The organism is Cupriavidus necator (genome assembly GCF_040578825.1).
In the GTDB taxonomy this organism is placed as follows: Bacteria; Pseudomonadota; Gammaproteobacteria; order Burkholderiales; family Burkholderiaceae; genus Cupriavidus; species Cupriavidus necator_E.
In genome coordinates this window covers 61,446-85,086 of the sequence record NZ_JBEFLI010000009.1, presented here as the reverse complement: position 1 = coordinate 85,086, position 23,641 = coordinate 61,446, and the positions used below count along the sequence as shown (strand labels likewise).

The following is a 23,641-nucleotide window of genomic DNA, read 5'->3' as shown; positions in this document are numbered from 1 at the left end:
GCCATGTTGGTGGGCCGATATGTCGGCTCCATGACGGTTCCGTGACAGCATGAGCGGCCCGCATCAATCGTTGGCAGGTATGCGGGCCGTACTGCGGTTAAGTCCAGTGCAGACCTGAATTCAGCAATGCGTTACGCCCTTGCGCTCGGTTTTGTTGCATGATTTCGGGCCCGGGCGTCGATCCGGGCGCCAAGACCGAAATGAGGGCCGGGACAGGTCACGGACAACGGTCGCAATCCGGGGTCACCAACACGAGGACGCATCGACATGACTATCAAGCTGCCGACCATCACCATCTGCGCAGCCCTGCTTTGCCCTGCCGCGTGGGCAGGCAACGATCCGCACTGGAGCTATACCGGTCCCACCGGCGCCAGACACTGGGCCGAGCTCGACGCGGGCTACAAGACCTGCGCGCTCGGCAAGCACCAGTCGCCCATCGATATCCGCACCGGCAAGGCCCGCCCCGCGGACCTGAAGCCGATCGGCTTCGCCTATGCCGCGGCGCCGGCCACCGTGGTCAACAACGGCCATACCGTCCAGGTCAACCTGCCCGCGGCGGGGCAGATCGAGCTCGATGGCGTGCCGTACAAGCTGCTGCAGTTCCATTTCCATACGCCCAGCGAAGAGAAGATCAACGGCAAGACCTATCCGCTGGTGGCGCACCTGGTGCACCAGAATGCCGAAGGCAAGCTGGCGGTGGTGGCGGTGCTGTTCAAGGCGGGGCGGGAGAACGCTGCACTGAAGCAGGTGTTTGCCAGCATGCCTGGCAAGGCCGGCGAATCGCGAGAGCTGGCGGCGCCGCTGGATGTGGCAGCGCTGCTGCCGGCGCAGCAGTCGTACTGGGCTTTCACCGGCTCGCTGACCACGCCGCCGTGCAGTGAGGACGTGCGCTGGCAGGTGCTGAAGACGCCGGTGGAGGTGTCGCCGGCGCAGCTGGCGGCGTTCCGGCAGTTGTATCCGATGAACGCGCGGCCGGTGCAGCCGCTGAATGGGCGGGTGGTGCAGGCGGGGCGTTAAGGACTGCGGCACCGGGTCGCACGCTCGCGTCATCTCGCGCGTCATCTGAACGAAGCCACGAACCCACGCATACGCTCCCCTCTCCCGCAGGCGGGAGAGGGGAGCAAACCGTCGCGCTTCGCACGCTCGCGCATTTGAACAAAGCGACGAAGCCCTTACCACACCCCACGCATCGCCAGCTCCCCACCCAACACCAGCAGCCCGCAAAAAAACAACTTGCGAAACCGCTCAGCACTGATCCGGTGCCGCAGCCACTGTCCCAGCAACATCCCTCCCAGCGCGGGAGCGAGCGCCAGCAACGACGCCCCCAGCACCGGCATATGCAGCAGCGACCCACCCAGCGCCAGGCTCACCGCCAGCGCAATCGTCGACACCGTGAACGACAGCCCCAGCGCCTGCACCAGGCTTTCCTTGTCCAGCCCCAACCCTTGCAGGTAAGGCACCGCCGGAATCACGAACACGCCGGTCACCGCGGTAATCGCGCCGGTCACCAGCCCCACCAGCGGCCCCACCCATCCCTCGGCATGCGTTGGCACCGTCAGCTTCACCGCCGCCAGCCCCACCACCGCATACAGCACCAACGCCACTCCCAGCGCTGAAGTCGCATGCGTCATCATCCCCGCCGGCACCAGCGCCGCGCACAGCCAGGTGCCGGCACAGATCGCCACCAGCATCGGCCATAGCCGCCGCACCAGCAGCCCGAAGCGCGGGCCGCTGAACAATTGCACCACGTTGGTGACCATCGACGGCGCCACCAGCAGCGCCGCGGCCTGCGCGGGCGGCATCACCAGTCCCAGCATGCCAACCGCGACCGTGGGCAGCCCCAGGCCCACCACGCCTTTGACAAAGCCGGCCAGCAGGAACGTCAGGCCGATAAAGGCGGCTTGCGTGCCGATTGCGTCGAGCGTCATCTCGGCCCCCTCACCCCGCCGCGCGGTCGTGCACCGCGCGGCTGTCCGCAGGGGCCTCCTCGCGCTCGTTCAGGCCATAGTCGCGCAGCACCTGTGCCACGCGCAGCCGGTAGCCGGCAAACACGCCGCCGCGGCCGGCAGCCTGCGCCTGGCGGTGGTGCACCGTATTGCGCCACGCGATCACCGCGGCCTCGTCGCGGAAGAACGACAGCGACAGCAGCTTGTCGGGGTTGGTCAGGCTCTGGAAGCGCTCGACCGAGATAAAGCCGTCGATGGCCTCGAGCTCCGGGCGCAGGTGCGCGGCGATGTCGAGGTAGGCGTCCTTGCGGCCGGCGGCGGGTTCGACTTCGAAGATGACTGCGATCATGGGGTGGCTCCGGTTCAGTGTCTGGGCTCAGAGGAAATGCGGAATGCGCGCGTTCAGCGACGGACGATAGCGGAAGGCGCGCGCCAGTGCAGCAGGATCGGCATCGCGCGCCAGCAGCGCGGCTACCGTGGCAACGGCCAGCGCCTGCGCCAGGCGGTCGCCGGGACAGGCGTGGCGGCCGTGGCCGAAGGTCCACGCGCGCGCGCCTTCCGCGGTGCCGCGGCACGATGCCGCGGCCAGCAGTACCAGCACCGCATCCCCCGCCTTGACGGCGTGGCCGCATAGCCGCGCATCGGCGGCGAGGAAGCGGCGCGTGTTCTGCACCGGCGGATCGTCCTGTGCGACGCGCGCCACCAGCTCGTCCAGCGCCAGCCCGGAGGTGCCGCGCCCCAGGCGCAGCAGCGTATTGCCGGCCAGTGCGGCGGTGGCCTCGCAGGCCTGTACCAGCAGGCCGATGGTGTTGGCGGCGACGGCGTGCGCGTCGATGCCGGCGGCGGCGGCGGCCTGCCGCAGTGCCGGCAGCGGGCCAGCGGCGGCAGTGGCATCGGCCAGCCATGCGCCCAGCCATTGCGCGGCCTCGGCGCCCGCGCGCACGGTGTGCGTGTCCGCCAGCGGCGATTGCGCGGCGGCGAAGGCTGCAACGCGTTGTGCGACCTCGTCGGCCCGGTCGCCGTCAGCAACCGGCAGGCCGAGCAGGTCCGCCACGGTCACGACAGGCAAGGTGAAGAGCCAGCGGTTGATGCGCTCGCCGGACGTGCCGTTGAAAACGCCGGCATCGATCACCGCTGCCATCATGGCCGCGCGCCGCGCTGCCGCGCCCGGATCGATTGCCGCGAGCATCGGCATCAGCAGCGCCTTCAGCGGCGCGTGCGCGGCGCCATCGTTCATCCGGATCAGCCGGCCGAACAGCTCGCCGGCGGCGGTGCCGGCCAGCGACGGCGGCACGGGTTGCGCTGGCGGCCGCACGCGGCAATCGGGATGCGAGAGCACCGCCGCCGCTTCCGCCGGACCGGCGGCTATCCACAGGCCAAGACGCTCGTCGCGGAAGAACGGCCGGCTGGCGGCCAGCTCGCGGTAGTACGGATAGGGGTCGGGATGGGTGACCGCGCTGAGCGGGTCGATCTCGCTATCGGCGATGGAGGACATGGGGGGCATGGCGGCAGTTGGGGCGGATGTGCTGCGCTGTGACAGCAAACTCGGCGCCCGATCGCGGGCGGACATCCGCATCATGCCGCCGTGGCGCAAACCGAAGCTTCACGGTGTCATGAAACATCGAATGCACTGGCCGGCCCGACGGCTTGCACCGCACGGGACACTCAGGCCAAACCGCAGCTCCCGCCCGCGCACGCGAGGAACGACAACCCGATCCCGATCATCGCGACGCCGGCCACTCGCGCCACATACATGCCCGCCGGGCCGAGCTTCTCCAACAGTACCAACAGCGCCAGCGCAGCCACGTAGACCAGGTTCATCACGCCAGTGACGAACAGCACGCACATCAGCGCCCAGCAGCACCCGAGGCAAAACGCGCCATGGCGCATTCCCATCCGCAGCGCGCCCCGTTTGCCGTCGCGCCAGCGCGCAAGCAGGAAGCCGAGCGGACTGCGGCAATGCAGCAGGCAGGAGCGCTTGAACGGCGTGAGCTGGTAGATCCCCGCCGCGCACAGTATCACCCCCGCTGCCTGCCGGTCTGACAGCGCCATCGCCGGCGACAGCAGCGCGGCTTCATGCAGGCCCCATTGCGCGAGCGTCGCGGCCACGCTGAAGCCGCCCCATACCAGCAGGTAACCCAACCCGAAGGCCAGCACGATCAGCGGCGGCCGGCGGCCATCCCGCCGCGCGTGCAGCCCTGCGTAGAGCAGCATGACCGGCGCCGCCGAGCCGGTCATCATGCCCACCATCATCACGACCCACATGGTGAAGGTGAAGGCGAGGTCCGCGCCGGTCCAGGCCCGGTCCATCGACATGCCCATCGCTGCCATCGCGGATTCGTGCTGCGCGGCGGCGGCCATCTGGCGATCGAGAAAGAACAGGTACCCCCACGCCAGTACCGTCACGGCAGCGATGCAGGCCCAGACGAGCATCCGGTCGCGGCTGGCCAGTGCGGCGACCGGACCGGGGCCCGGAGTCTGTGAGACGCTGTCCAGCTCAGCCTCCCTGCCAGGAGAACGGTGCATATTGCCCGTTGTTCCGCCCGCTGACATCGTCCCAGTCGAAACCCAGCGCATGGACGTGAGTGCGCGAAGGATGGGCCAGCGCGAAGCGATCGGCGGCCGGGTGGCCGGTGTGGTCGAGATGAAGCGGCTCGGTCGCGGCGGGATTGATGCCCATCGCAGCCTCGGCAGCCATGTCGACGAGATTCGGCGACGTGACCGACCACGTCTTCCCGTTACGCTGGAAGCGGATCTCCGCGGATTCGACGCCCGCGAACGACCCCACCAGCGGGGCCAGCGCCGCCATGGGCCCGCCCGCCGTGCCGTTGGCTATGGCGGTAATCGCGTCGCGCTGGGCGTCATTGGCGCGCTTGTCGGCAATGACACCCACGGACCAGTTGCCCTTCTCCATCGCCTCCGGCGTAAAGCCGAGCACCATGAACCCGAGGCCGTCCAGGGCGACGCCGTTGTACTGGCCATGCTCGATCTGGAATGCCATGGCGAACTGGCACGAGCCCTTGCTCGGCCGGGCTGCCAGCTGTCCAGGCAGACATGGACACACGAAGTCGCAGTTGCAGGTCTCGTAGTATTGACCGCTGACGTTCCATGTTGCGGATGCCATCATTCGCCTCCTTCCTGTGCGTCCGGTAATGCACTCATGCATCGGCTGCGGATGGCCGGACGGCGCTCGCTTGCGGTTGTCGCCAACCCGCGGCGCTGGCCGATGCCGGCCGACACCACTTGACTATAGGTGAAGGACCGCGCTTTGCCTTGCCCCTCACGTCTCCATCCCCGCCAACTGTCTCTGCGCGGCTTCGCGTGCCGGCTCATCCTTGCGGTGCACCAGCCGGTACAACACCGGCAGCACCAGCAGCGTCAGCGCCGTCGACGACAGGATGCCGCCGATCACCACCGTCGCCAGCGGGCGCTGCACCTCCGCGCCGGTGCCGGTGGCCAGCGCCATCGGCACGAAGCCCAGCGACGCCACCAACGCCGTCATCAGCACCGGCCGCAGCCGCGTCAGCGCGCCGTCGCGGACTGCATCGTCGAGCCCATGGCCGCTCTCGCGCAGCGAGCGGATAAACGACAGCATCACCAGCCCGTTGAGCACCGCCACGCCGCACAGCGCGATAAAGCCCACCGCCGCCGAAATCGACAGCGGGATGCCGCGCAGCCACAACGCCAGGATGCCGCCGGTCAGCGCGAACGGGATGCCGGTGAAGACCAGCAGGCCGTCCTTCACATTGCCGAACATCGCGAACAGCAGCACGAATACCAGCGCGAGCGCCAGCGGCACCACCACGCGCAGGCGCGCGGTGGCGGACTGCAGTTGCTCGAAGGTGCCGCCCCAGCTCGTCCAGTAGCCAGCGGGAACCTGCACACGCTCACGGATGGCCGCTTCGGCTTCGGGCACGAAGCTGCCGATATCGCGGCCGCGCACATTGGCGCTGACCACGATGCGGCGCTTGCCGTTCTCGCGCGAGACCTGGTTGGGACCCGGCGCGATCTCCACGGTGGCCACTTCGCTGAGCGGGATATAGCTGGTGCGCGCGTTGGCGGCGCCGTCCCTGGGCAGCGCCACCGGCAGGCGCCGCAGCGCTTCCACGTCCTCGCGCACCGCGTCGGGCAGGCGCACCACGATATCGAAGCGCCGGTCGCCGCTGAAGAACGTGCCCGACACCTTGCCGCCGATGCCGATCGCCACCGCGTCCTGGATCTCGCGCATGTTCAGTCCGTATCGTGCCGCCTTGTTGCGGTCGATATTGACCGTCAGCATCGGCAGCCCGGTGGTCTGCTCGACCTTGACCTCGGCCGCGCCCGGTATGTCCCGCAGCACGGCCGCGATGCGGTTCGCCGTCTGCTCCAGCACGGCGTTGTCATCCCCGAACACCTTGACCGCCACGTCGGAGCGCACGCCGGAAATCAGCTCGTTGAAGCGCAACTGGATCGGCTGCGAGAACTCATAGTTGTTGCCCGGCAGCTTGCCGACCTCGTCACGGATCGCGGCGATCAGTTCGTCGCGGGTGCGGCGCGGTGCGGGCCATTCGGACTGCGGCTTGAGCATGATGTAGCCGTCCGAGATATTCGGCGGCATCGGGTCCGACGCGATCTCCGCGGTGCCGGTGCGCGCGAAGATGCGCGCGATCTCCGGGAATTTCGCCTTCAGCGCGGTTTCCACCTGCTGCTGCATCGCCACCGACTGCGTCAGGCTGGTGCCGGGGATGCGCAGCGCCTGGATGGCAAGGTCGCCTTCGTTAAGGTTCGGCACGAACTCGCTGCCCAGCCGCGTGGCGATCGCCAGGCACAGTGCCACTGCGACGCCGGCAAAGGTCAGCACCACCGGCGTGGCCGCCAGCGCGCGCTCCAGCAACGCCGCATAGCGCTGCCGCGCCCACGCCATCAGCCGGTTCTCGCGCTCCTGCACGCAGTGGCCGATCGCCAGCGCCACCGCCGCCGGCACGAACGTCACCGACAGCAGCATCGCGCCCAGCAGCGCCAGCACCACGGTGATCGCCATCGGGTGGAACATCTTGCCCTCGACGCCGGTCAGCGCAAAGATCGGCAGGTACACCACCATGATGATCAGTTGCCCGTACAGCAGCGGCCGGCGCGCCTCGCGCGCGGCGGCAAAGACCTCGTGCAGCCGCTCCTCGCGCGTCAGCGTGCGGCCGTGGCGTTGCTGCGCATGCGCCAGCCGGCGCACGCAGTTCTCGACGATCACCACCGCGCCGTCGACGATGATGCCGAAATCCAGCGCGCCCAGGCTCATCAGGTTGGCGCTGGTGCGCGTATGGACCATGCCGGTGAAGGTGAACAGCATCGACAGCGGGATCACCAGCGCGGTGATCAGCGCGGCGCGCAGGTTGCCGAGGAACAGGAACAGCACCGCGATCACCAGCACCGCGCCTTCGAGCAGGTTGGTCCTGACCGTGGCGATGGCCTTGTCGACCAGCGTGGTGCGGTCGTAGACCGTGACCGCCTTCACGCCGGCCGGCAGCGTGCGGTGGATCTCGGCCATCTTGCGGTCCACCGCCTGCGACACCGCGCGGCTGTTCTCGCCGATCAGCATGAACACCGTGCCCAGCACCACTTCGTGCCCGTTCTCGGTGGCGGCGCCGGTGCGCAGCTCGCCGCCGGTCTGCACGGTGGCGACATCGCGCACGCGGATCGGCTGGCCCTGCGCGCTGCCGACGATCACCTCGCGGATATCGTCGAGCGAGCGCACCTGTCCCGGCACCCGCACCAGGTACTGCTCGCCGCGGCGCTCGATATACCCCGCGCCGACGTTGTCGTTGTTCTTCTCCAGCGCGGCCACCACGTCGGCCAGCGACAGGCCATAAGAGGCCATCCGCTCCAGGCTCGGCGCGACTACGTAGGCGCGCGCATGGCCGCCGATGGCATTGACTTCGGTCACGCCGGGCACGTTGCGCAATTGCGGACGGATCACCCAGTCCTGGATCTCGCGCAGGTCCGACAGCGTGTATGGCGTGCCGTCCGCCTTGCGTGCGCCGGGATCGGCCTCGACCGTCCACAGGTAGATCTCGCCCAGTCCGGTCGAGATCGGGCCCATTGCGGGGGCGATGCCGGCGGGCAGTTGGTCGCGCGCTTCCTGGATGCGCTGGTTGACGAGCTGGCGCGCGAAGTGGATATCGGTGCCGTCGCGGAAGATCACCGTCACCTGCGACAGGCCATAGCGCGACAGCGAACGGGTCTGCTCCAGGCCGGGCAGGCCCGCCATCACGGTCTCGACCGGATACGTGATGCGCTGCTCGGTCTCCAGCGGCGAATAGCCGGGCGCAGCGGTGTTGATCTGCACCTGCACGTTGGTGATATCGGGCACCGCGTCGATGGGCAGCCGCGTGTAGCTGTACAGGCCGAGCGCGGCCATGCCCAGCACGGCCAGCAGCACCAGCCAGCGCTGCGCGATCGCAAAGCGGATCAGGCGTTCGAACATGCGCGTCTCCTGCTCAGTGCTCGTGCCCGGCGCTGGCTTTGCCCAGCTCGGACTTGAGGATAAAGCTGTTGGCCGCGGCGTAGCGCGCGCCCGCCTGCAGGCCTTCGGTCACCTCCACCAGCTTGCCGTCGCTGCGCCCGGTCCTGACGGGCTGCACCGCAAACCCGCCCGGTACGGCGGCGAACACCACGCTCCGGCCGTCCACCTGCTGCACCGCGTCGGCCGCCACCGTGACCGGCACCTGCACCGGCGCACCCTGCACGCTGACGGTGACGAACAGCCCCGGGCGCCAGCCCATGCCCGGATTGGCCAGCGTCACGCGCGCCTTGGCGGTGCGCGTCTGCTCGCCCAACAGCGCGCCGACGTAGGAGACCTTGCCTTCGGCCTGCGTATCGGAGGCGGTCGAGCGCACCGTGACCGACTCGCCGACGCGCACCCGGTCCAGGTCGCGTGCGGACACCACGAACTCCGCCCACACCGAGCTCAGGTCCGAGATGGTGAAGACGCTGGCGTCTTCCTTGACCGCCTCGCCCAGCGCAAGGTGCTTTTCCACGACGATGCCGGCGAATGGCGCGCGCAGCGCAAACTGGTTCAGGCTGCCGCCCTTGCCGGGGGCGCTGTCCGATGCGCCGATCGCGGTCAGCTTCTGGCGCGCGTTCTGCACCGCGATCTGCGCTTCTTCCAGCGCGGTGCGCGCCTGCTGGTAGTCCTGCTCGGCGGAGATCTTTTCCTGCCACAGCGTTTTCTCGCGCGCATACGTGGCGCGCGCCAGTGCCTCGCGCTTCTGCGCGGCCAGCAGTTCGCTGCGCTGGTCGGCCAGCGCGGTGCTGGCGATCACCGCGAGCACCTTGCCCTTGTTCACCTGCTCGCCGAGGTTGGCCGGCACCGCCTGCGCCACGCCCGCCACGCGCGGCACCACGTGCGCGGTGCGGTCTTCGTTGAAGCGGATTTCGCCGGGGAAATCGACGCTGCTGCGCAGCGCTGCGGGACCGGCGGTGGCCAGGCCGATGCCAGCCTGCGCGATCTGCGCGGCCGTCAGCGCGATCACGTGCGGCTTGCCTTCGGCCTGCGGCTGCGCCGTGGGTGCGCTTGCGTGGCTTTGCGCGTGCTCTGTTTTTTCGTGCGCGTGCTCGTCGCCATGCTCGTGCCCGGCTTCGGCGCCGGTGCCGCCGCCCTTGCCGGTGAACAGGATCGCCGCGCCGCCCAGCAGCCCCGCAATCAGGATGGCCACCACGGCGGCCCGTTGTTGCTTGCTCATTGCCATTGCCTGAAGCCTTCCGTGTCAGTGTCCGAGGATGCGGTCGATGCTGGCCGCGGCGTCATAGGTGCGGGCCAGCACGTCCAGGTAGCGGATGCGCACCTGGAACAGCGTGCGCTGGGCGTCCAGCACGTCGAGGAAATTGAATTTGCCGGCCTCGAAGCCGCGCGTCGCGGCGGCATAGGCCTGCTCGGCCGCGGGCAGCACCGACGATTGCAGCGTCTGCGCCGCGGCGCGGGAGACCGACAACTGGGTCGAGGCCTGCTGCAGCTCGTTGGCCAGCCGGATGCGCGTGGCCGCATGCGCGTCCTGCGCCTTGTCCGCGCGGCGCAGCGCCGCGTACAGGTTGCCCTGGTTGCGGTCGAACAGCGGCAGCGGAATCGCCACGCCCAGCACCGCCATATTGCGGTTGGCCTCGTTGTCGCGTTTGGCGCCGAGGCTGACGGTAACGTCCGGGTACTGGCGGCTGCGCGCCACCGCCACTTCGGCGCGGCTGCGCTCGGCGGAAAGACGGCTTGCCGCCAGCAGCGGGGATTGCTCCAGCGCTTGCTGCAGCACGGCGGGCGGCGGGCGCGACGGCAGCGCATCGAGATCGCCCTGCGCCTGCGCGAATTGCGGCGCGGCATTGCCCCACAGCGCCGCCAGCGACTGCCGCGCCGACTGCAGCGCGCCGGTGGCCTCGGCCAGTTCCAGCTCGGCATTGGCCTGCTCGACCTTCGCACGCGTTTCCTCCAGCGGCGCGACCTTGCCCGCGGCCACGCGCCGTCCCGCGGCGGCGGCTGCCGTGCTGGCGATGCCGACCGAACCCTCGGCGAGGCTCACGCGCTGCTGCGCCACCAGCACGCCGAAGAAGCGCGCGATCACCGCCGCACGCAGCTCGGCGCGCGCGCTGCCGAACTCGGCCTGCGCCAGCTCGCGCCCGCGCTCGGCCACGCCGATACGCGCGGCGCGCTTGCCGCCGAGTTCGATCGGCAGATTGACCTGGCCGGTGGTGGCGCGCGTGGCGCGGCGGGTGTCTTCCATCGACACCGCCAGCTCCGGATTGGGCAGCACGCGTGCCTGCGTGATATCGCCTTCGGTGGCGGCGAGTTCCTTGCCGGCCGCCGACAGCGCGAAGCTGCCGGCTTCGGCCAATGACAGCGCGGCGTCCAGCGTCAGCGTGCCGGGTGGCTCCGGCATGGCGGGCATGGCGTCCGCCGTCGCGATGGCAGGAGGCGGCGTCTGCGCGACGCCGGAAAGCGGGCTGGATAAGGCGGCCGCCAGCCCAAGCGGCAGCAAAAGTCTTCGCATCGAATTGCACCAGGAAAGAAACCGGGGAAATTCGGCGAGACGCCTGACGTCAGGAGATCAGGGAATGCGGAAACAGCGCATCGTCTCGCCGGCTAGGCGAGGCGCGGCCACTGCGGACGATCGGGCGCCCGCGCGCTGTGAGAGGAGAAGCTGGGCTGCCGCGCCGGGGGGGCCTGCTCGATGCGGCGCATTGGCTGCATGTCAGGCGCGTCGGCGCGCGCGAATGGCAACGAGGCGATATGGCAGACGCCGCAGTCCGGATCCGGCAGGGCGAGCTGGTCGGTGTCGCTGGTGGTGTCGGCGAGTTTGCCGGGGCTGGTGGCGTCAGCCTTGTGCTGATGCTCGTGGTGGCCGGGATGGGCCTTGGCAGCTGCTGCCACCTCATGCCGGCAATACGCAGCCGCTCCCGCCCAGGCGAACTGGAGCGGCAGGATGAGCGCAAGGAGGATGAGGAGGAGTCGTTGCATTGGGGTGTCTGCGCTGCCGGCTCGGTGACGGGACGACGGCGAGTTGGGAGTTTAACCGAGGCGGGCGGGGATTCTGGGGATGGGGTAATGACATTTGTGTCATCGCTGGGGATATGCGGCACTTCGTTGACGCGCCGGCCCTCACCCCCACCTCTCTCCCGCGGGCGGGAGAGGGGCCGGGGGAGAGGGCAGGCGCTGGCATACCGACGCACGCTGCTTCGTTGAGACTCCGGCCCTCCTCGCGCGCGGCAGGGTAGCGTCCACCGGGCCCGGTGGCAAAACTCCGGCGCCGCCGCAGCGACTTCTTCGGTTCAAATTTTCTGAACAACATATCCACCACACCACCCGCACCCACCCGGCCCACTCCCCTATAGTTCGTTACATGAACGGCACGCACACAACGCAACACGTTCTGACAAATTCAACGAACAAGACCTGGAGAAATATCATGACCAAGACCACCCGCCTCGCTACCGCCCTGATCCTGTCGCTGGCCGCCCTGGGCGCCGCACAAGCCGCCGAACAGCTCCCCGGCGACAAGTATGGCTACAACTTCCGCACGCATGACGCCTTCACCGACGGCGCCCGCGCCGGCAAGGCCGATCCGTTCCTGGACGGCGCGCGGGTCGGCAAGGCAGACCCGTTCGTGGATGGTGCCCGCACTGTGGCAGGCCTCGATCGCAACAGCCTGCCGGGCGACAAGTATGGTTATGAGTTCCGCACCCACGACACCTTCACCGACGGCGCCCGCACCGGCAAGCCCGATCCGTACGTGGACGGCGCCCGCACGGTGGCCGGCCTGGATCGCAGCGGCGTCTCGGCAGCGCCGGCGCGCAGCTTCGACCCGTATGCGGACGGCGCGCATGCCTGATCACCCGATGGCGGCCCGGCAGTCTTGCCTGTCGGCCGCCCCGGCATCGCAACGCAGCCGATGCCGCGAAACGGCTCGCACAGCCTGAACACTTCCTCTAACAGCGCCCTCTCCTTCGCCCAAGCTTCAGCAGTTCCTTATCGCGCCCGCTTGCCTTTGAGGAAGCCCGCAACAGCGCCCGCGCATATCGATATGGGCTTTCCTTCGTTCCCGCCCCTGCCCCCGTTCCCTATGCTGAGCCCCTGCGTATTTCGACAAAGGGAACAAGCTCATGAATGCACCGTTGGACTTCGATGCCCGTCACGCCACACTGCGTGCCGCGCTGAACGAGGTGCCGGCGCTGGCGCACAGGATCGGCGCCGACGCCGCCGCGCGCGAGGCACGGCGCGTGCTGCCCTATGAAGGCTTCGCGCTGTTCCGCAAGTCCGGCCTCGGGTTGCTGCGGCTGCCGGTGGAATGGGGCGGGCTGGGCGGTTCGCTGGTGGACCTGTTCGACGTGATCGCCGCCATTGCGGCCGAAGAATCGAACGTCGCGCATGCGCTGCGCATCCACTTCGACCAGACCGAATCGCTGCGGCTGGCACCGCGCTCGGCCTTCAACGACCTGCAGGTGCAGCGTATCGTCGATGGCGCGATCTTCGGCGGCGCGTCGACCGAACAGGGCACCTCGCGGCCAGGGGAAATCACCACGGCGCTGCGCCGCGACGGCGACCAGTTTCGCCTCAGCGGCAAGAAGTATTACTCGACCGGCACCGCCTTTGCCGACTACGCCCGCATCAACGTCAAGGACGCCGGCGGCGCCGACGTCTTCATCATCATCCCGACCGACCGCCCCGGCTTCAGCGTGGTCGACGACTGGGACGGCATGGGACAACGGATGACGGCCAGCGGCAGCCTGGTGTTCAACGACGTGCCGGTGTTTGCCGACGAGATCGCCCCGCGCGCCAACAGTACGCTGGTCGGCCGCCATTGCGGCGCGCTGCGCCAGTTGCACCTGGTAGCGGTTGCCGCCGGCATCGTGCGCAATGCCTGGGCCGATGCCCGGCGCTATGTGCTGGAGCACGGCCGCCCGGTGCTGCACAGCCCCGCGCCAACGGCGCGCGAAGACCACTTCATCCAGCAGGTGATCGGCGACCTGGCCGCGCACAGCCACGCCATCGACGCGCTGGTGCGCGAGAACGCCCGCGCGCTGGACCGCTCGGCCGATGCGCTGCTGGCGCGCGCGGCCGACGCCGAAGCGCTGGTGCTGCAAGGCGCGCTGGCCACGGCGCAGACGCAGCTCGTGGTCAGCAAGCTGGCGCTGCATGTGGCCGAGCGCCTGTTCGAGGCCGGCGGCGCCTCCGCCACGGCCAGAAAGCACAACTTCGACCGCCACTGGCGCAACCTGCGCACGATCTTCAGCCACAACCCGCTGCTGCACAAGGCACGGGTGGTGGGCGCCTACCACCTCAACGGCGAAACCACGCACCTGGCCGAAGGCCGCGTGTTCTGAGGCGGCGCCCCAGGAGAATCCCGATGACCGCGAGCTCCCCGCCGCGCCAGCTGCACCTCAATATCAACGCGCTGCACGCCGGCTTCGTGCCATCGGCGTGGCGCCTGCCCGCCAGCGATCCTCGCGCATTCTTCGACGTCGGCCACTATGTGCGCGTGGCGCGCATCGCCGAAGCGGGCAAGTTCGACGCGATCTTCCTGGCCGACAATGCGTCGATCGCCGACCAGATCCACTTCCGCCCGATCACCGCGCTGGAGCCCACGCTGCTGCTGGCCAGCGTCGCCGCGGCCACCACGCATATCGGGCTGGTCGCCACCGCATCGACCAGCTACAACGAGCCCTACAACATCGCCCGGCGCTTCGCCACGCTCGACCACATCAGCGGCGGCCGTGCCGGCTGGAATGTGGTAACCACTGCCGATGCCGGCTCCGCGCGCAACTTCGGCCGCGCCGCGCCGCCCGAGCACGGCCAGCGCTATGCGCGCGCCGACGAGTTCACGCGCATCGTCAAGGCGCTGTGGGATAGCTGGGAAGACGATGCCTTGGTCGGCGACAAGGACAGCGGGCGCTTTGTCGATACCGGCAAGCTGCAGCCGATCGCGCACCATGGCATCTTCTTCGACGTGCAGGGGCCGCTGAACCTGCCGCGTTCGCCGCAAGGCCATCCCGTGCTGTTCCAGGCCGGGGGCTCCGCCGATGGCCGCGAGCTGGCGGCGCTGCATGCCGAAGCGGTGTTCTCCGCGTCGCAGTCGTTCGAAGAGTCGCTCGCCTATAAGCGCGAGATCAATACGCGCGCCGAAGCGCTCGGGCGCGGGCCGAACGCGGTGAAGGTATTGCCGGGCCTGACCACGATCATCGGCGCCACCGAGGCGCAGGCGCGGCAGCGCCGCGACGCGCTGGTCGACCTGATCCCATGGGATTACAGCCTGGCGCGCCTGGCCGGCACGCTCGGCATCCCGGTGGAGCGCCTCAGCCTCGATGCGCCGCTGCCTGGCAACCTGCCGCTGCCGGCCAACGGCAACCACACCTTCTTCCGCGCCACCGTCGCGCTGGCGCAGCGCCAGAACCTGACCGTGCGCGCGCTGATCCGCGAGCTGGCGGGCGGCGGCGGGCATCGCGTGATCGTCGGCACGCCGGAGCAGATTGCCGACGACATCGGGCACTGGTTCCGCAACGGTGCCGCCGACGGCTTCAACCTGATGCCCGATGTGCTGCCCGAGGGGCTGCAGGATTTCGTCGACGGCGTGGTGCCGATCCTGCAACGGCGCGGCATGTTCCGTACCGAGTACGAAGGCGCCACGCTGCGCGCGCACCTGGGCCTGCAACGCCCGGCGGGACGGATCCCGGCGCAGGCCGCCGCCTGAGCGAAAGTCCGCATTTGCTAGCGCGGATTCCTTCGTGGACCAGGCGCGGCGCCGTTCTTAGACTGGTGTTTCCATCACTCGTCCGGCCCCGCCATGAAACGACGCCACGTCCTTGCTTCCCTTGCCCTCGCGCTCACGGCGCTTTCGATCGGCAGCGCGCACGCGCAGCGCAGTGACCGCCCGCTCAAGGTCGGCGTGCGCGGCGGCGTCGACGAAGAGATCTGGGAAGTCGTCACGCGCGTCGCCGACAAGCAGGGCCTGAAGGTCCAGACCATCGTCATCACCGGCACCGCCAGCCCCAACGAAGCGCTCAACAACGGCGACCTCGACGCCAACGCGTTCCAGCACATCCCCTTCCTGCGCGACCAGATCCGGCAGCGCGGCTACAAGATCGTCAATGTCGGCGATACGCTGATCTCCCCCATCGCCTTCTACTCGCGCAAGGTCAAGTCGCTGGAGGCGCTGCCGAACGGCGCGAAGATCGGCATCCCCAACGACCCCAGCAACCAGACCCGCGCGCTGGTGATCCTGCGCGACCACGGGCTGATCAGGCTCAGGGAGGGTTTCGATCCCTATACCGGCACCGCCACGCTGGCCGACATCACGGCCAACCCGAGGAAGCTCGAGTTCGTCGAAAGCGCGTCGGTAGTGCTGCCGCGCGCGCTGCCCGACGTCGACGCGGCCGCGATCGTCAACACCTTTGCCTACCAGGCCGGCCTGATCGCCACGCGCGACGGCATCGCCGTGGAGAAGAAGGAGCACAACCCCTACGTCAATGTGATCGCCGTGCGCGAGAAGGACAGGAACGCGCCGTGGGTCGCGCCGCTGGTCAAGGCCTACCAGTCCGACGAAGTGCGCAAGTTCATCCAGACCAGGTACCAGGGCTCGGTGATTCCTGCCTTCTGAAGCGCCAGGCATGCACACAGTCCTGCCCTTGCGGGAACCCGACCCGCATATCGTCTTCACGCAGATCGGCAAGACCTACGCGGGCGCGGCCACGCCCGCGCTGGCCGATATCTCCTTCACCATCGGCCGCGGCGAGCGCTTCGGCATCATCGGCCGCAGCGGCGCCGGCAAGTCGACACTGTTGCGCACCATCAATATGCTGGAGCGGCCCGACACCGGCGAGGTCCGCATCGACGGCGCCGATATCGGCCGGCTCGACGAGAACGGACTGGTTGCGCTGCGCCGGCGCATCGGCATGATCTTCCAGCACTTCAACCTGCTGTCGGCCAAGACCGTGTTCGACAACGTGGCGCTGCCGCTGCGCGTGGCCGGGGTGCCGCGGCAGGAGATCACCGCACGCGTGACCGCGTTGCTCGATCTCGTTGGCCTGTCCGCCAAGGCACAGGCCTACCCGGCAATGCTGTCGGGCGGCCAGAAGCAGCGCGTCGGCATCGCCCGCGCGCTGGTGCACCGCCCTGAAATCCTGCTGTGCGACGAGGCCACCTCGGCGCTGGACCCCGAAACCACCGAGCAGATCCTGGCGCTGCTGCGCGATATCAACCGCCAGCTCGGGCTGACCGTGGTGCTGATCACCCACGATATGGCGGTGATCCGCGAAGCGTGCGAGCGCGTGCTGGTGCTCGACCATGGGCGCGTGATCGAGCACGGCCCGGTCTGGCAGGTCTTTGCCGAGCCGAAGGCCGAAGCGACCATCGCGCTGCTGCGGCCGCTGCGCCAGCGACTGCCCGATGCACCGGAAGCCTTCCAGAAGGAGATTGCACCCCGTGCTGCTGCCCATGCTTGACAAGTACCTGAAGGCACTCGGCGAAACGCTGCTGATGACCACCAGCGCCTGCGCCGTGGTGTTCGTCGCCGGCATGGCGCTGGCCATCGTGCTGACGGTGACCGCGCCGGGCGGACTGGCGCCGCGCCCGCGGCTGCATCGCACGCTGTCAGTGCTGGTGAACATGTTCCGCTCGATCCCGTTCATCATCCTGCTGGTGGCCATGCTGCCGGTCACGCGCATGATCGTCGGCACCACCATGGGCACCTGGGCGGCGGTCGTGCCGCTGAGCGCTCACCTGATACCGTTCTTCGCGCGCATCTCGCAGGTCGCGCTCAATGAGATCGACCCGGGCCTGATCGAAGCGGCGCGGGCAATGGGGTGCAAGCGCTGGCATATCGTGCGCCACGTGCTGCTGCCGGAGGCCCTGCCCGCGATCGTCGGCGGCGCCACGGTCACCGTGATCGCGATGATCGGCTCGTCGGCGATGGCCGGCGCGGTCGGTGCCGGCGGCCTGGGCGACCTGGCGATCCGCTATGGCTACGAGCGCTACGAAACGGCGGTGATGTTCAACGTGATCGTCATCCTGGTGGCGCTGGTCACGCTGGTGCAGTTCGCCGGGGAGCGGCTGGCGCGGCGCTTCGACCACCGGCGCTGAGCGCGACCTGCCTGCCGCGCCCTGCCTGCCACCACTGCCTACGCCGCGAGGCGCGGCACGGCGGCCAGCAACTGGCGCGTGTAGGGGTGCGCCGGGGCGTCCCAGATATGCTCGCGGTCGCCCGCTTCCACCAGTTGCCCGTCGCGCATCACCAGCACGCGGTCCGCGATATAGCGCACCACACCCAGATCGTGCGAGATGAACAGGCAGGCCAGCCCGTACTCGGCCTGCAGATCGGCCAGCAGGTTCAGCACCTGCGCCTGCACCGAGACGTCGAGCGCCGACACCGGCTCATCGCAGACCAGCAGCCTGGGCCGCACGATCAGCGCGCGCGCGATGCCGATGCGCTGACGCTGTCCGCCGGAGAATTCGTGCGGATAGCGCTGCAGCGCCGAGGCCGGCAGCCCGACACGCTCGATCATCGCCAGCGCGCGCTGGCGGCGCTCGCGCCGGTCGCGCACGCCATGGATCCGCAGCGCATCGCCGAGCAGGTCAGCCACGGTCTTGCGCGGGTTCAGCGAGCCGTAGGGATCCTGGAACACCAGCTGCATGGCGCCGCGCCAGGGCCGCATGCCGCGCCGGTCGATATTGGCCAGGTCGGTGCCATCGAATACGATGCGGCCGCCGTCGTGGTCCGACAACCGCAGCACGGCACGGGCCAGCGTCGACTTGCCGCAGCCTGATTCGCCCACCAGCGCCACCGTCTCGCCGGGTTCGATCGAGAACGACACGCCCCGCACCGCATGCGTGGCGTGCGCGCCGGTGCGGTGTATCACGTGCAGGTCGTCGATGCGGATAAGCGGTTCGCCGCCCCGCGCGTGCGGTACCGGCGGGCGCAGCGCCGGCTGCTCCACCCGGAACGCGGCTGCTGCCCCGTCGCTGCGCCGGTCCACGCGCAACTCGGGCAAGCGGCCGCTGCGATAGTGCGGTGCCTGCCCCGGCCCATGCGCCGTGCTCAGCGACGCGCCCAGCAGCGCTCGCGTATAGGGATGCGCGGGCTGCCGGAACAGTGCCGAGGCGGTTTGCTCTTCCACCTTGACCCCGTCATGCATTACCGCCACGCGATCGGCCCAGCGCGAAACCACGCCGAGGTCGTGCGTGATCAGCAGCATCGCCATCGACAACTCGCGCCGCAGCGCATCGAGCAGTTCCAGGATCTGCGCCTGCACGGTCACGTCGAGCGCGGTGGTCGGCTCATCGGCAACCAGCAGCCGCGGCGAGCAGGCGATCGCCATCGCGATCATCACGCGCTGGCGCTGGCCGCCGGAAAGCTGGTGCGGATAGGCGTGAAAGCGCCGCTGCGGCTCGGGGATCCGTACCTGGTCGAGCAGTTCCACGGCACGCAGCCGGGCGGCGTGCGCGGACAGCCGCTGGTGCAGCCGCAAGGCCTCCACCACCTGGTCGCCGGCCGTGTGCACGGGATTGAGCGACGTCATCGGCTCCTGGAAGAGCATCGACAGCGCATTGCCGCGCAGCGCGGTCATCTCGCGCTCGGACAACGGCAGCAGGTCGCGCCCTTCGAGCAGGATGCGGCCACTGGCCTGCGCCGCAGGCGACAGCAGCCGCAGCAACGCCAGCGCCGTGGTCGACTTGCCGCAGCCGGACTCGCCCACCAGCGCGACGGTTTCGCCCTGGCGGATGTCGAGGTCGAGCGAGGAAACCGCGGGCCGTTCAGCGCCCGGATAGCGGATGGTCAGTTGCCGCAGCGACAGCAGGGGTTGCGTCATGGCCGCTCCGGGGTCAGGCCGGCCCATGCACTTCGGCCGCCAGCAGTTCGGGTTCGACCTCGATCCCCAGCGCTTCGTTGAAGCGCGCAAAGAAGGCGCACAGCGCGGCGCGCAGCGTCAGTTCGACCAGCTGCGCCTCGGAGAAATGCTCGCGCAGCTGGCCCACCAGCGTGTCGGTCACGCGCTGCGTGGTGACCTGCACGGTGTAGTCGCGCACCAGGCGCTCTACCGGGTCGAGCCCCGGCACGTCGGGATCGAGGATGTTGGCAACGGTGTCCGCATCCACGCCCAGCGCCTCGAGCCGCGGCTCGTGGTGCGAGATGCAGTAGTGGCAGGCATTGAGCCGCGATGCCGTGACCAGCACGATCTCCAGGTGCCGGCGCGTGATCAGCCCGTCGCGGGCGGACTCGAGCAACAGGCCGAACAGGTGCGCGACCGCGGGCGGCCGGTGTCCCAGCACCTTGAGCATATTGCCGAACGCGCCGTATTCGCGTTCGACGCGCTCGTAGACGGCGCGCGCGTCGGCGGGAAGGCGGGAAGCATCGATATCGTTGACGCGAGCCAAGATTTTCTCCAGACAGAAACCAGAAGGGAAGCGCGCGACCGCGTCAGCGGCCTTCGCGCGGATCGAAGACGGCTGCAAGCCCGTCGCCGATCAGGTTGAGGGCCAGCACCGTGATGCCGATGGCAAGTCCCGGCAGCACGCAGACGTACCAGTCCGTGCGCAGAACCTCGCGCCCGGCGCCGACCATGTTGCCCCAGCTCGCCACATTGGGATCGCCAAGGCCGAGGAAGGCCAGGCTCGACTCGGTCAGGATGGCCGTCGCCACCATCAGCGACGCCGACACCAGCACCGGCGTCAGCGTGTTGGGCAGGATGTCGTGGACGATGATGCGGGCATGGCTGGCTCCGAGCGCTTCGCTCGCCAGCACCATGTCGCCGTGCCGCAGGCGCAGCACCTCGGCGCGCACCAGGCGCGCCAGCGCCGGCCACGAGGTGATGCCGATCGCCAGCGCGATCTTGGTCGCCGATGGCTGCGCGATGGCGACGATGGCGAGCGCGAACAGGAACGACGGAATGGTCTGGAAGAAGGTGGTGACCGCGCCGAACGCACGGTCGACCCGGCCGCCGCAGAAGCCGGCGGCAACACCGCCGGCCACGCCCAGCGCGACGGCCAGCACGGTCGACACCGCCGCGATCAGCAGCGAGGCCCGTGCGCCATGGAACAGGCCCGCCGCGATATCGCGGCCGAGCATGTCCGATCCCAGCGGGAAGGCCGCATCGCGGCCCGGCCACAGCAACGGTTCGGTGGCCATGTCGAGCGGATCGCCGGGGAACAGCCATCCCGCGCAGACCGCCGCGGCAAGCACCAGCAGCAACAGCGCAGTGCCGAGCAGCGCGCTCGGGGAGGACAGCAGCCGGCGCAGCGCACCGCGGCGCCGGGGGTGCGGCAGCACGGGGGCGATGGCGTCGGGGGAAACCGCGGCTACCTCGACCGGCAAGGCCTGGGAAGACAAGGACAAGACCATACTCCTGGATCAAAGCGGCTATCGGGATCAAAGCGGCTATCGCGGCAACCGGATGCGCGGATCGAGGCGCGCGTAGACCAGATCGACAATGCCGTTGACCGCGATCACCACCACGGAACTGCACAGCAGGATGCCGAGCAGCAGGTTGTAGTCGCGCTGGTAAAGCGCATCGAACGCGGTGCGGCCCAGGCCGGGCCACGAGAACACCGTCTCCACCACCACCGCGCCGCCGATCACCGAGCTGGCCTGCACGCCCACCATCGTGACCAGCGGCAGCAACGCATTGCGCAGCACGTGGCGGGTCAGCACGCGGCTGCCCGGTGCGCCCTTGGCCACGGCGGTGCGCACGAAGTCCTGCCGCCGCATCTCGATCATGCTGGCGCGCATCAGGCGCACATAGACCGCCATGTAGAAGAGCCCCAGCGTGACAGCCGGCAGCACCAGGTGGCGCGCCACATCGAGCGCATGGCGCCAGCCCGTCAGCCCCGACTCCACCGTGAACATGCCGCCGACCGGCAGCCAGTCGAGCCACACCGAGAACACCAGCACCAGCATCAGGCCGATCCAGAACAGCGGCGTGGCAAAGCACAGCAACGCCGCCGACGAGATCACCGTATCGATCCAGCGGCCGGCGCGCGCAGCGGCCAGTACGCCCAGCGCCGCGCCGGCGATGACCGCGAAGCCGATGCTCGCGCCCATCAGCAGCAGCGTGGCCGGCAGCCGCTGCACGATCAGTTCCAGCACCGGCATGCCCTGCCGGAACGAATAGCCCAGGTCGAGCTGCGCCAGGTGCCACAGGTACTTGCCGAGCTGCGCCCATAGCGGCTGGTCCAGCCCGAACTGCGCGCGCAGCGCGGCCAGGTATTCCGGCGTGGCCGCGCCCGCCTCGCCCGCCATCACCTGCGCGGCATCGCCGGGCGCCAGGCGCAGCAGGAAGAAGTTGACGATGGCCATCGCCGTCACCAGCCCGACCGCCTGCAGCAGCCGGCCCAGGACCGCGGAGCGGGCGATGGCGCCTGTCTGCACTGCCATCGCTCAGCGCGCCGCTTCAGTCTTGCCGGCCGTGGCCACCGTCGCGCTGGCGCCCGGCGGCGTGGCGAACCACGCATGCTTCAGCGAAGCGTAGATCTGGTCAACACCGCTGACCGTATCGCGCAAGCCCGCCGACTGCACGGTGAAGAAGCGCAGTTCGAGCAGCGGCAGCGACGGCAGGTCGGTCTGCACCACGGTCTGGAACTTCCTGAACAGCTCAATCCGCTCGGCCTGGCTGGGCGAACCCTGCGCCTGGTCGATCAGCTTGTTGGCCTCTTCGCCGCGATAGCCGGAGCCGTTCGACCAGGGAATGTTCTTGCCGATCGTATCGGCACGGTAGGCGCGCGTCACACCTACCAGCGGATCGGCAAAACCCGCGTACCAGGCCACGGCCAGGTCGAAGTCGCGATCGCCGTAGACACGCCGGGTGTAGGTGGGCGTATCCTGCGTGCGCACCGCCACGTCGATGCCCACGCGCTTGAGCGCCTGCTTGATATATTCGGCGCTGCGCTTGTAGTCGTCGCCGTAGGGGAGATAGTCGATCTGGATCTTCAGCCGGTTGCCGTCGGCTCCGCGCCTGAGGCCGGCGGCATCGAGCAGCGCCTCGGCCTTTGCAGGGTCATGCGGGTACTTCGGCACGTTCGGGTTGAAGAACTGGCCGAGCGTCGACACCACCGGGCTCACCGCGGGCTTGCCGAAGCCGAACCACACCACCTTGTTCAGCGCATTCAGGTCGATCGCGTGCGCGAGCGCCTGGCGCACCCGCACGTCCTTGAAATACGGGCGGTCGACATTGATATCCATGAACAGCCAGGGCGACAGCCAGTCGTAGCCGCGCGTCTCGAGCTTCAGCGACGGCAGCTGCGCCAGCCGCTGCGCGTCCTTGAGCGGCACCGGGTTGAACGGCGCGTACTGGGCTTCGCCCTTCTCCAGCGCCGCGGCGCGCGCGCTCGCATCCGGGATGACCTTGAAAATCACCTTGTCCAGGTAAGGCTTGCCCTTGTCCCAGTAGTTGGGGTTGCGCTCCAGCACGATGTAGTTGCCCTTGCTCCATTCCTTGAAGACAAAGGGACCAGTGCCGACCGGCTTGTTGTTGTAGGGGTTGTTGAGGATGTCGGTGCCCTCGTACAGGTGCCGGGGCAGGATCTGGGCACCGTTGCTGTTGAGCGAGCTCAGCACCGCCAGCGACGGTTCCGAGAAGCGCAGCACCACCGTCAGCGCATCCGGTGTATCCACCTGCGTCACCTTGCCGAACAGGATCTGGTTGCGCGGATGGAGCTTCTTCCACACGTTCTCCAGCGTCCATTTGACATCCGCCGACGTGAACGGCTTGCCGTCGTGCCACTTGACGTTCGGACGCAGGTGGAAGGTCAGCGTCTTCGAATCCTTCGAGATGTCCCAGCGCTCGGCCAGCGCCGGCCGCAGCTTGAAATTGTTGTCGTATTCGAGCAGGCCGTCGAACACGTTGGCACTGAGGAAGCCGGTGGGCGCGGCCGAATTCAGCGCCGAGGTCAGGATCACCGGCTCGGGCTGGACGATGGTGGTCAGCGTCCCGCCGGCGCGCGGCGTCTCCGCCGGGGTGGCCGGGGCCGCGTTTGCCGCGGCACCCGCGCCGAGAAGGCCGATGGAAAGCGCGACAGGCCAGAGCCAGGCGAGCGGCCGTACAGGCCGGGGCGTGCGCAAGAAGTTCGTCATGGTGGCAGGCAGCAGGGGACCGCGCGCCAACCGGCGCCGCGGAACATAAAGTCGGGAGACAACTCAGGGAGCCCAACTATATGCAGCCCCGGCCACCGCGCGAACGAACGTTTGCGCATGCCGATA

General features: G+C 69.0%; 21 protein-coding genes. 7 read left to right on the top strand and 14 right to left on the bottom strand.

Annotation, left to right across the window (positions count from 1 at the left end; genetic code table 11):
• Window positions 1–267: 267 nt before the first annotated feature.
• A complete protein-coding gene (locus tag AB1I47_RS07270; protein WP_354683095.1) occupies window positions 268–1,017 on the top strand; it encodes a carbonic anhydrase in 750 nt (249 codons plus the stop codon).
• 155 nt (window positions 1,018–1,172) lie between these two features.
• Here AB1I47_RS07270 and AB1I47_RS07265 read toward each other — a convergent pair whose 3' ends face one another.
• The 9 genes from AB1I47_RS07265 to czcI form a co-directional block, all read right to left on the bottom strand.
• Window positions 1,173–1,928: a sulfite exporter TauE/SafE family protein gene (locus tag AB1I47_RS07265; RefSeq protein WP_354683094.1), complete on the bottom strand. Its 756-nt coding sequence runs from the start codon at window positions 1,926–1,928 to the stop codon at window positions 1,173–1,175.
• A 10-nt stretch (window positions 1,929–1,938) separates the two neighbouring features.
• Window positions 1,939–2,295, bottom strand: a complete 357-nt coding sequence (locus AB1I47_RS07260) for an antibiotic biosynthesis monooxygenase family protein (protein WP_354683093.1) — start codon at window positions 2,293–2,295, stop codon at window positions 1,939–1,941.
• A gap of 27 nt (window positions 2,296–2,322) precedes the next feature.
• Window positions 2,323–3,450 (bottom strand): cytochrome P450 family protein, encoded by a 1,128-nt coding sequence (locus AB1I47_RS07255; RefSeq protein ID WP_354683092.1) that lies wholly within the window; start codon window positions 3,448–3,450, stop codon window positions 2,323–2,325.
• A gap of 161 nt (window positions 3,451–3,611) precedes the next feature.
• Complete coding sequence (locus AB1I47_RS07250; RefSeq protein ID WP_354683091.1) at window positions 3,612–4,352, bottom strand: DUF2182 domain-containing protein; 741 nt, start codon at window positions 4,350–4,352, stop codon at window positions 3,612–3,614.
• A 91-nt stretch (window positions 4,353–4,443) separates the two neighbouring features.
• Window positions 4,444–5,070 carry a DUF1326 domain-containing protein gene (locus tag AB1I47_RS07245; RefSeq protein WP_354683144.1) on the bottom strand — a complete coding sequence of 209 codons (627 nt, stop codon included), beginning with the start codon at window positions 5,068–5,070 and terminating at the stop codon, window positions 4,444–4,446.
• Window positions 5,071–5,226: 156 nt separating this feature from the next.
• Complete coding sequence (locus AB1I47_RS07240) at window positions 5,227–8,403, bottom strand: CusA/CzcA family heavy metal efflux RND transporter (RefSeq protein ID WP_354683090.1); 3,177 nt, start codon at window positions 8,401–8,403, stop codon at window positions 5,227–5,229.
• 13 nt (window positions 8,404–8,416) lie between these two features.
• Entirely contained in the window at window positions 8,417–9,667 is a 1,251-nt protein-coding gene (locus AB1I47_RS07235; RefSeq protein WP_354683089.1) for an efflux RND transporter periplasmic adaptor subunit, read from the bottom strand.
• Between the two features lie 18 nt (window positions 9,668–9,685).
• A complete protein-coding gene (locus tag AB1I47_RS07230) occupies window positions 9,686–10,951 on the bottom strand; it encodes a TolC family protein (RefSeq protein WP_354683088.1) in 1,266 nt (421 codons plus the stop codon).
• A 92-nt stretch (window positions 10,952–11,043) separates the two neighbouring features.
• Entirely contained in the window at window positions 11,044–11,418 is a 375-nt protein-coding gene (gene czcI, locus AB1I47_RS07225; RefSeq protein ID WP_354683087.1) for a cation efflux protein, CzcI family, read from the bottom strand.
• 448 nt (window positions 11,419–11,866) lie between these two features.
• On the opposite strand from czcI, the gene AB1I47_RS07220 reads away from it, so the two are divergent.
• The 6 genes from AB1I47_RS07220 to AB1I47_RS07195 all read left to right on the top strand — a co-directional run bounded on the left by AB1I47_RS07220 (window position 11,867) and on the right by AB1I47_RS07195 (window position 17,532).
• Window positions 11,867–12,289 (top strand): hypothetical protein, encoded by a 423-nt coding sequence (locus tag AB1I47_RS07220; RefSeq protein ID WP_354683086.1) that lies wholly within the window; start codon window positions 11,867–11,869, stop codon window positions 12,287–12,289.
• 271 nt (window positions 12,290–12,560) lie between these two features.
• Window positions 12,561–13,781, top strand: coding sequence for an acyl-CoA dehydrogenase family protein (locus AB1I47_RS07215; protein WP_354683085.1), 1,221 nt, complete (start codon window positions 12,561–12,563; stop codon window positions 13,779–13,781).
• A 23-nt stretch (window positions 13,782–13,804) separates the two neighbouring features.
• Window positions 13,805–15,145, top strand: coding sequence for an LLM class flavin-dependent oxidoreductase (locus tag AB1I47_RS07210; protein WP_354683084.1), 1,341 nt, complete (start codon window positions 13,805–13,807; stop codon window positions 15,143–15,145).
• Between the two features lie 93 nt (window positions 15,146–15,238).
• A complete protein-coding gene (locus tag AB1I47_RS07205; protein ID WP_354683083.1) occupies window positions 15,239–16,051 on the top strand; it encodes a MetQ/NlpA family ABC transporter substrate-binding protein in 813 nt (270 codons plus the stop codon).
• 10 nt (window positions 16,052–16,061) lie between these two features.
• A complete protein-coding gene (locus AB1I47_RS07200; protein WP_407935804.1) occupies window positions 16,062–16,895 on the top strand; it encodes a methionine ABC transporter ATP-binding protein in 834 nt (277 codons plus the stop codon).
• Window positions 16,876–17,532: a methionine ABC transporter permease gene (locus AB1I47_RS07195; RefSeq protein ID WP_354683082.1), complete on the top strand. Its 657-nt coding sequence runs from the start codon at window positions 16,876–16,878 to the stop codon at window positions 17,530–17,532. The genes AB1I47_RS07200 and AB1I47_RS07195 overlap by 20 nt, the downstream gene beginning before the upstream one ends.
• A 38-nt stretch (window positions 17,533–17,570) precedes the next feature.
• Here AB1I47_RS07195 and AB1I47_RS07190 read toward each other — a convergent pair whose 3' ends face one another.
• From AB1I47_RS07190 to AB1I47_RS07170, 5 genes are read right to left on the bottom strand one after another with little or no spacing between them, the layout of a single operon-like run.
• Window positions 17,571–19,259 (bottom strand): ABC transporter ATP-binding protein, encoded by a 1,689-nt coding sequence (locus AB1I47_RS07190; RefSeq protein ID WP_354683081.1) that lies wholly within the window; start codon window positions 19,257–19,259, stop codon window positions 17,571–17,573.
• A 13-nt stretch (window positions 19,260–19,272) separates the two neighbouring features.
• Window positions 19,273–19,824: a carboxymuconolactone decarboxylase family protein gene (locus AB1I47_RS07185; RefSeq protein WP_354683080.1), complete on the bottom strand. Its 552-nt coding sequence runs from the start codon at window positions 19,822–19,824 to the stop codon at window positions 19,273–19,275.
• A gap of 43 nt (window positions 19,825–19,867) precedes the next feature.
• A complete protein-coding gene (locus AB1I47_RS07180; protein WP_407935806.1) occupies window positions 19,868–20,776 on the bottom strand; it encodes an ABC transporter permease in 909 nt (302 codons plus the stop codon).
• Window positions 20,777–20,824: 48 nt separating this feature from the next.
• A complete protein-coding gene (locus AB1I47_RS07175) occupies window positions 20,825–21,820 on the bottom strand; it encodes an ABC transporter permease (RefSeq protein ID WP_354683079.1) in 996 nt (331 codons plus the stop codon).
• Window positions 21,821–21,823: 3 nt separating this feature from the next.
• Complete coding sequence (locus AB1I47_RS07170; RefSeq protein ID WP_354683078.1) at window positions 21,824–23,515, bottom strand: ABC transporter substrate-binding protein; 1,692 nt, start codon at window positions 23,513–23,515, stop codon at window positions 21,824–21,826.
• Window positions 23,516–23,641: the final 126 nt, after the last annotated feature.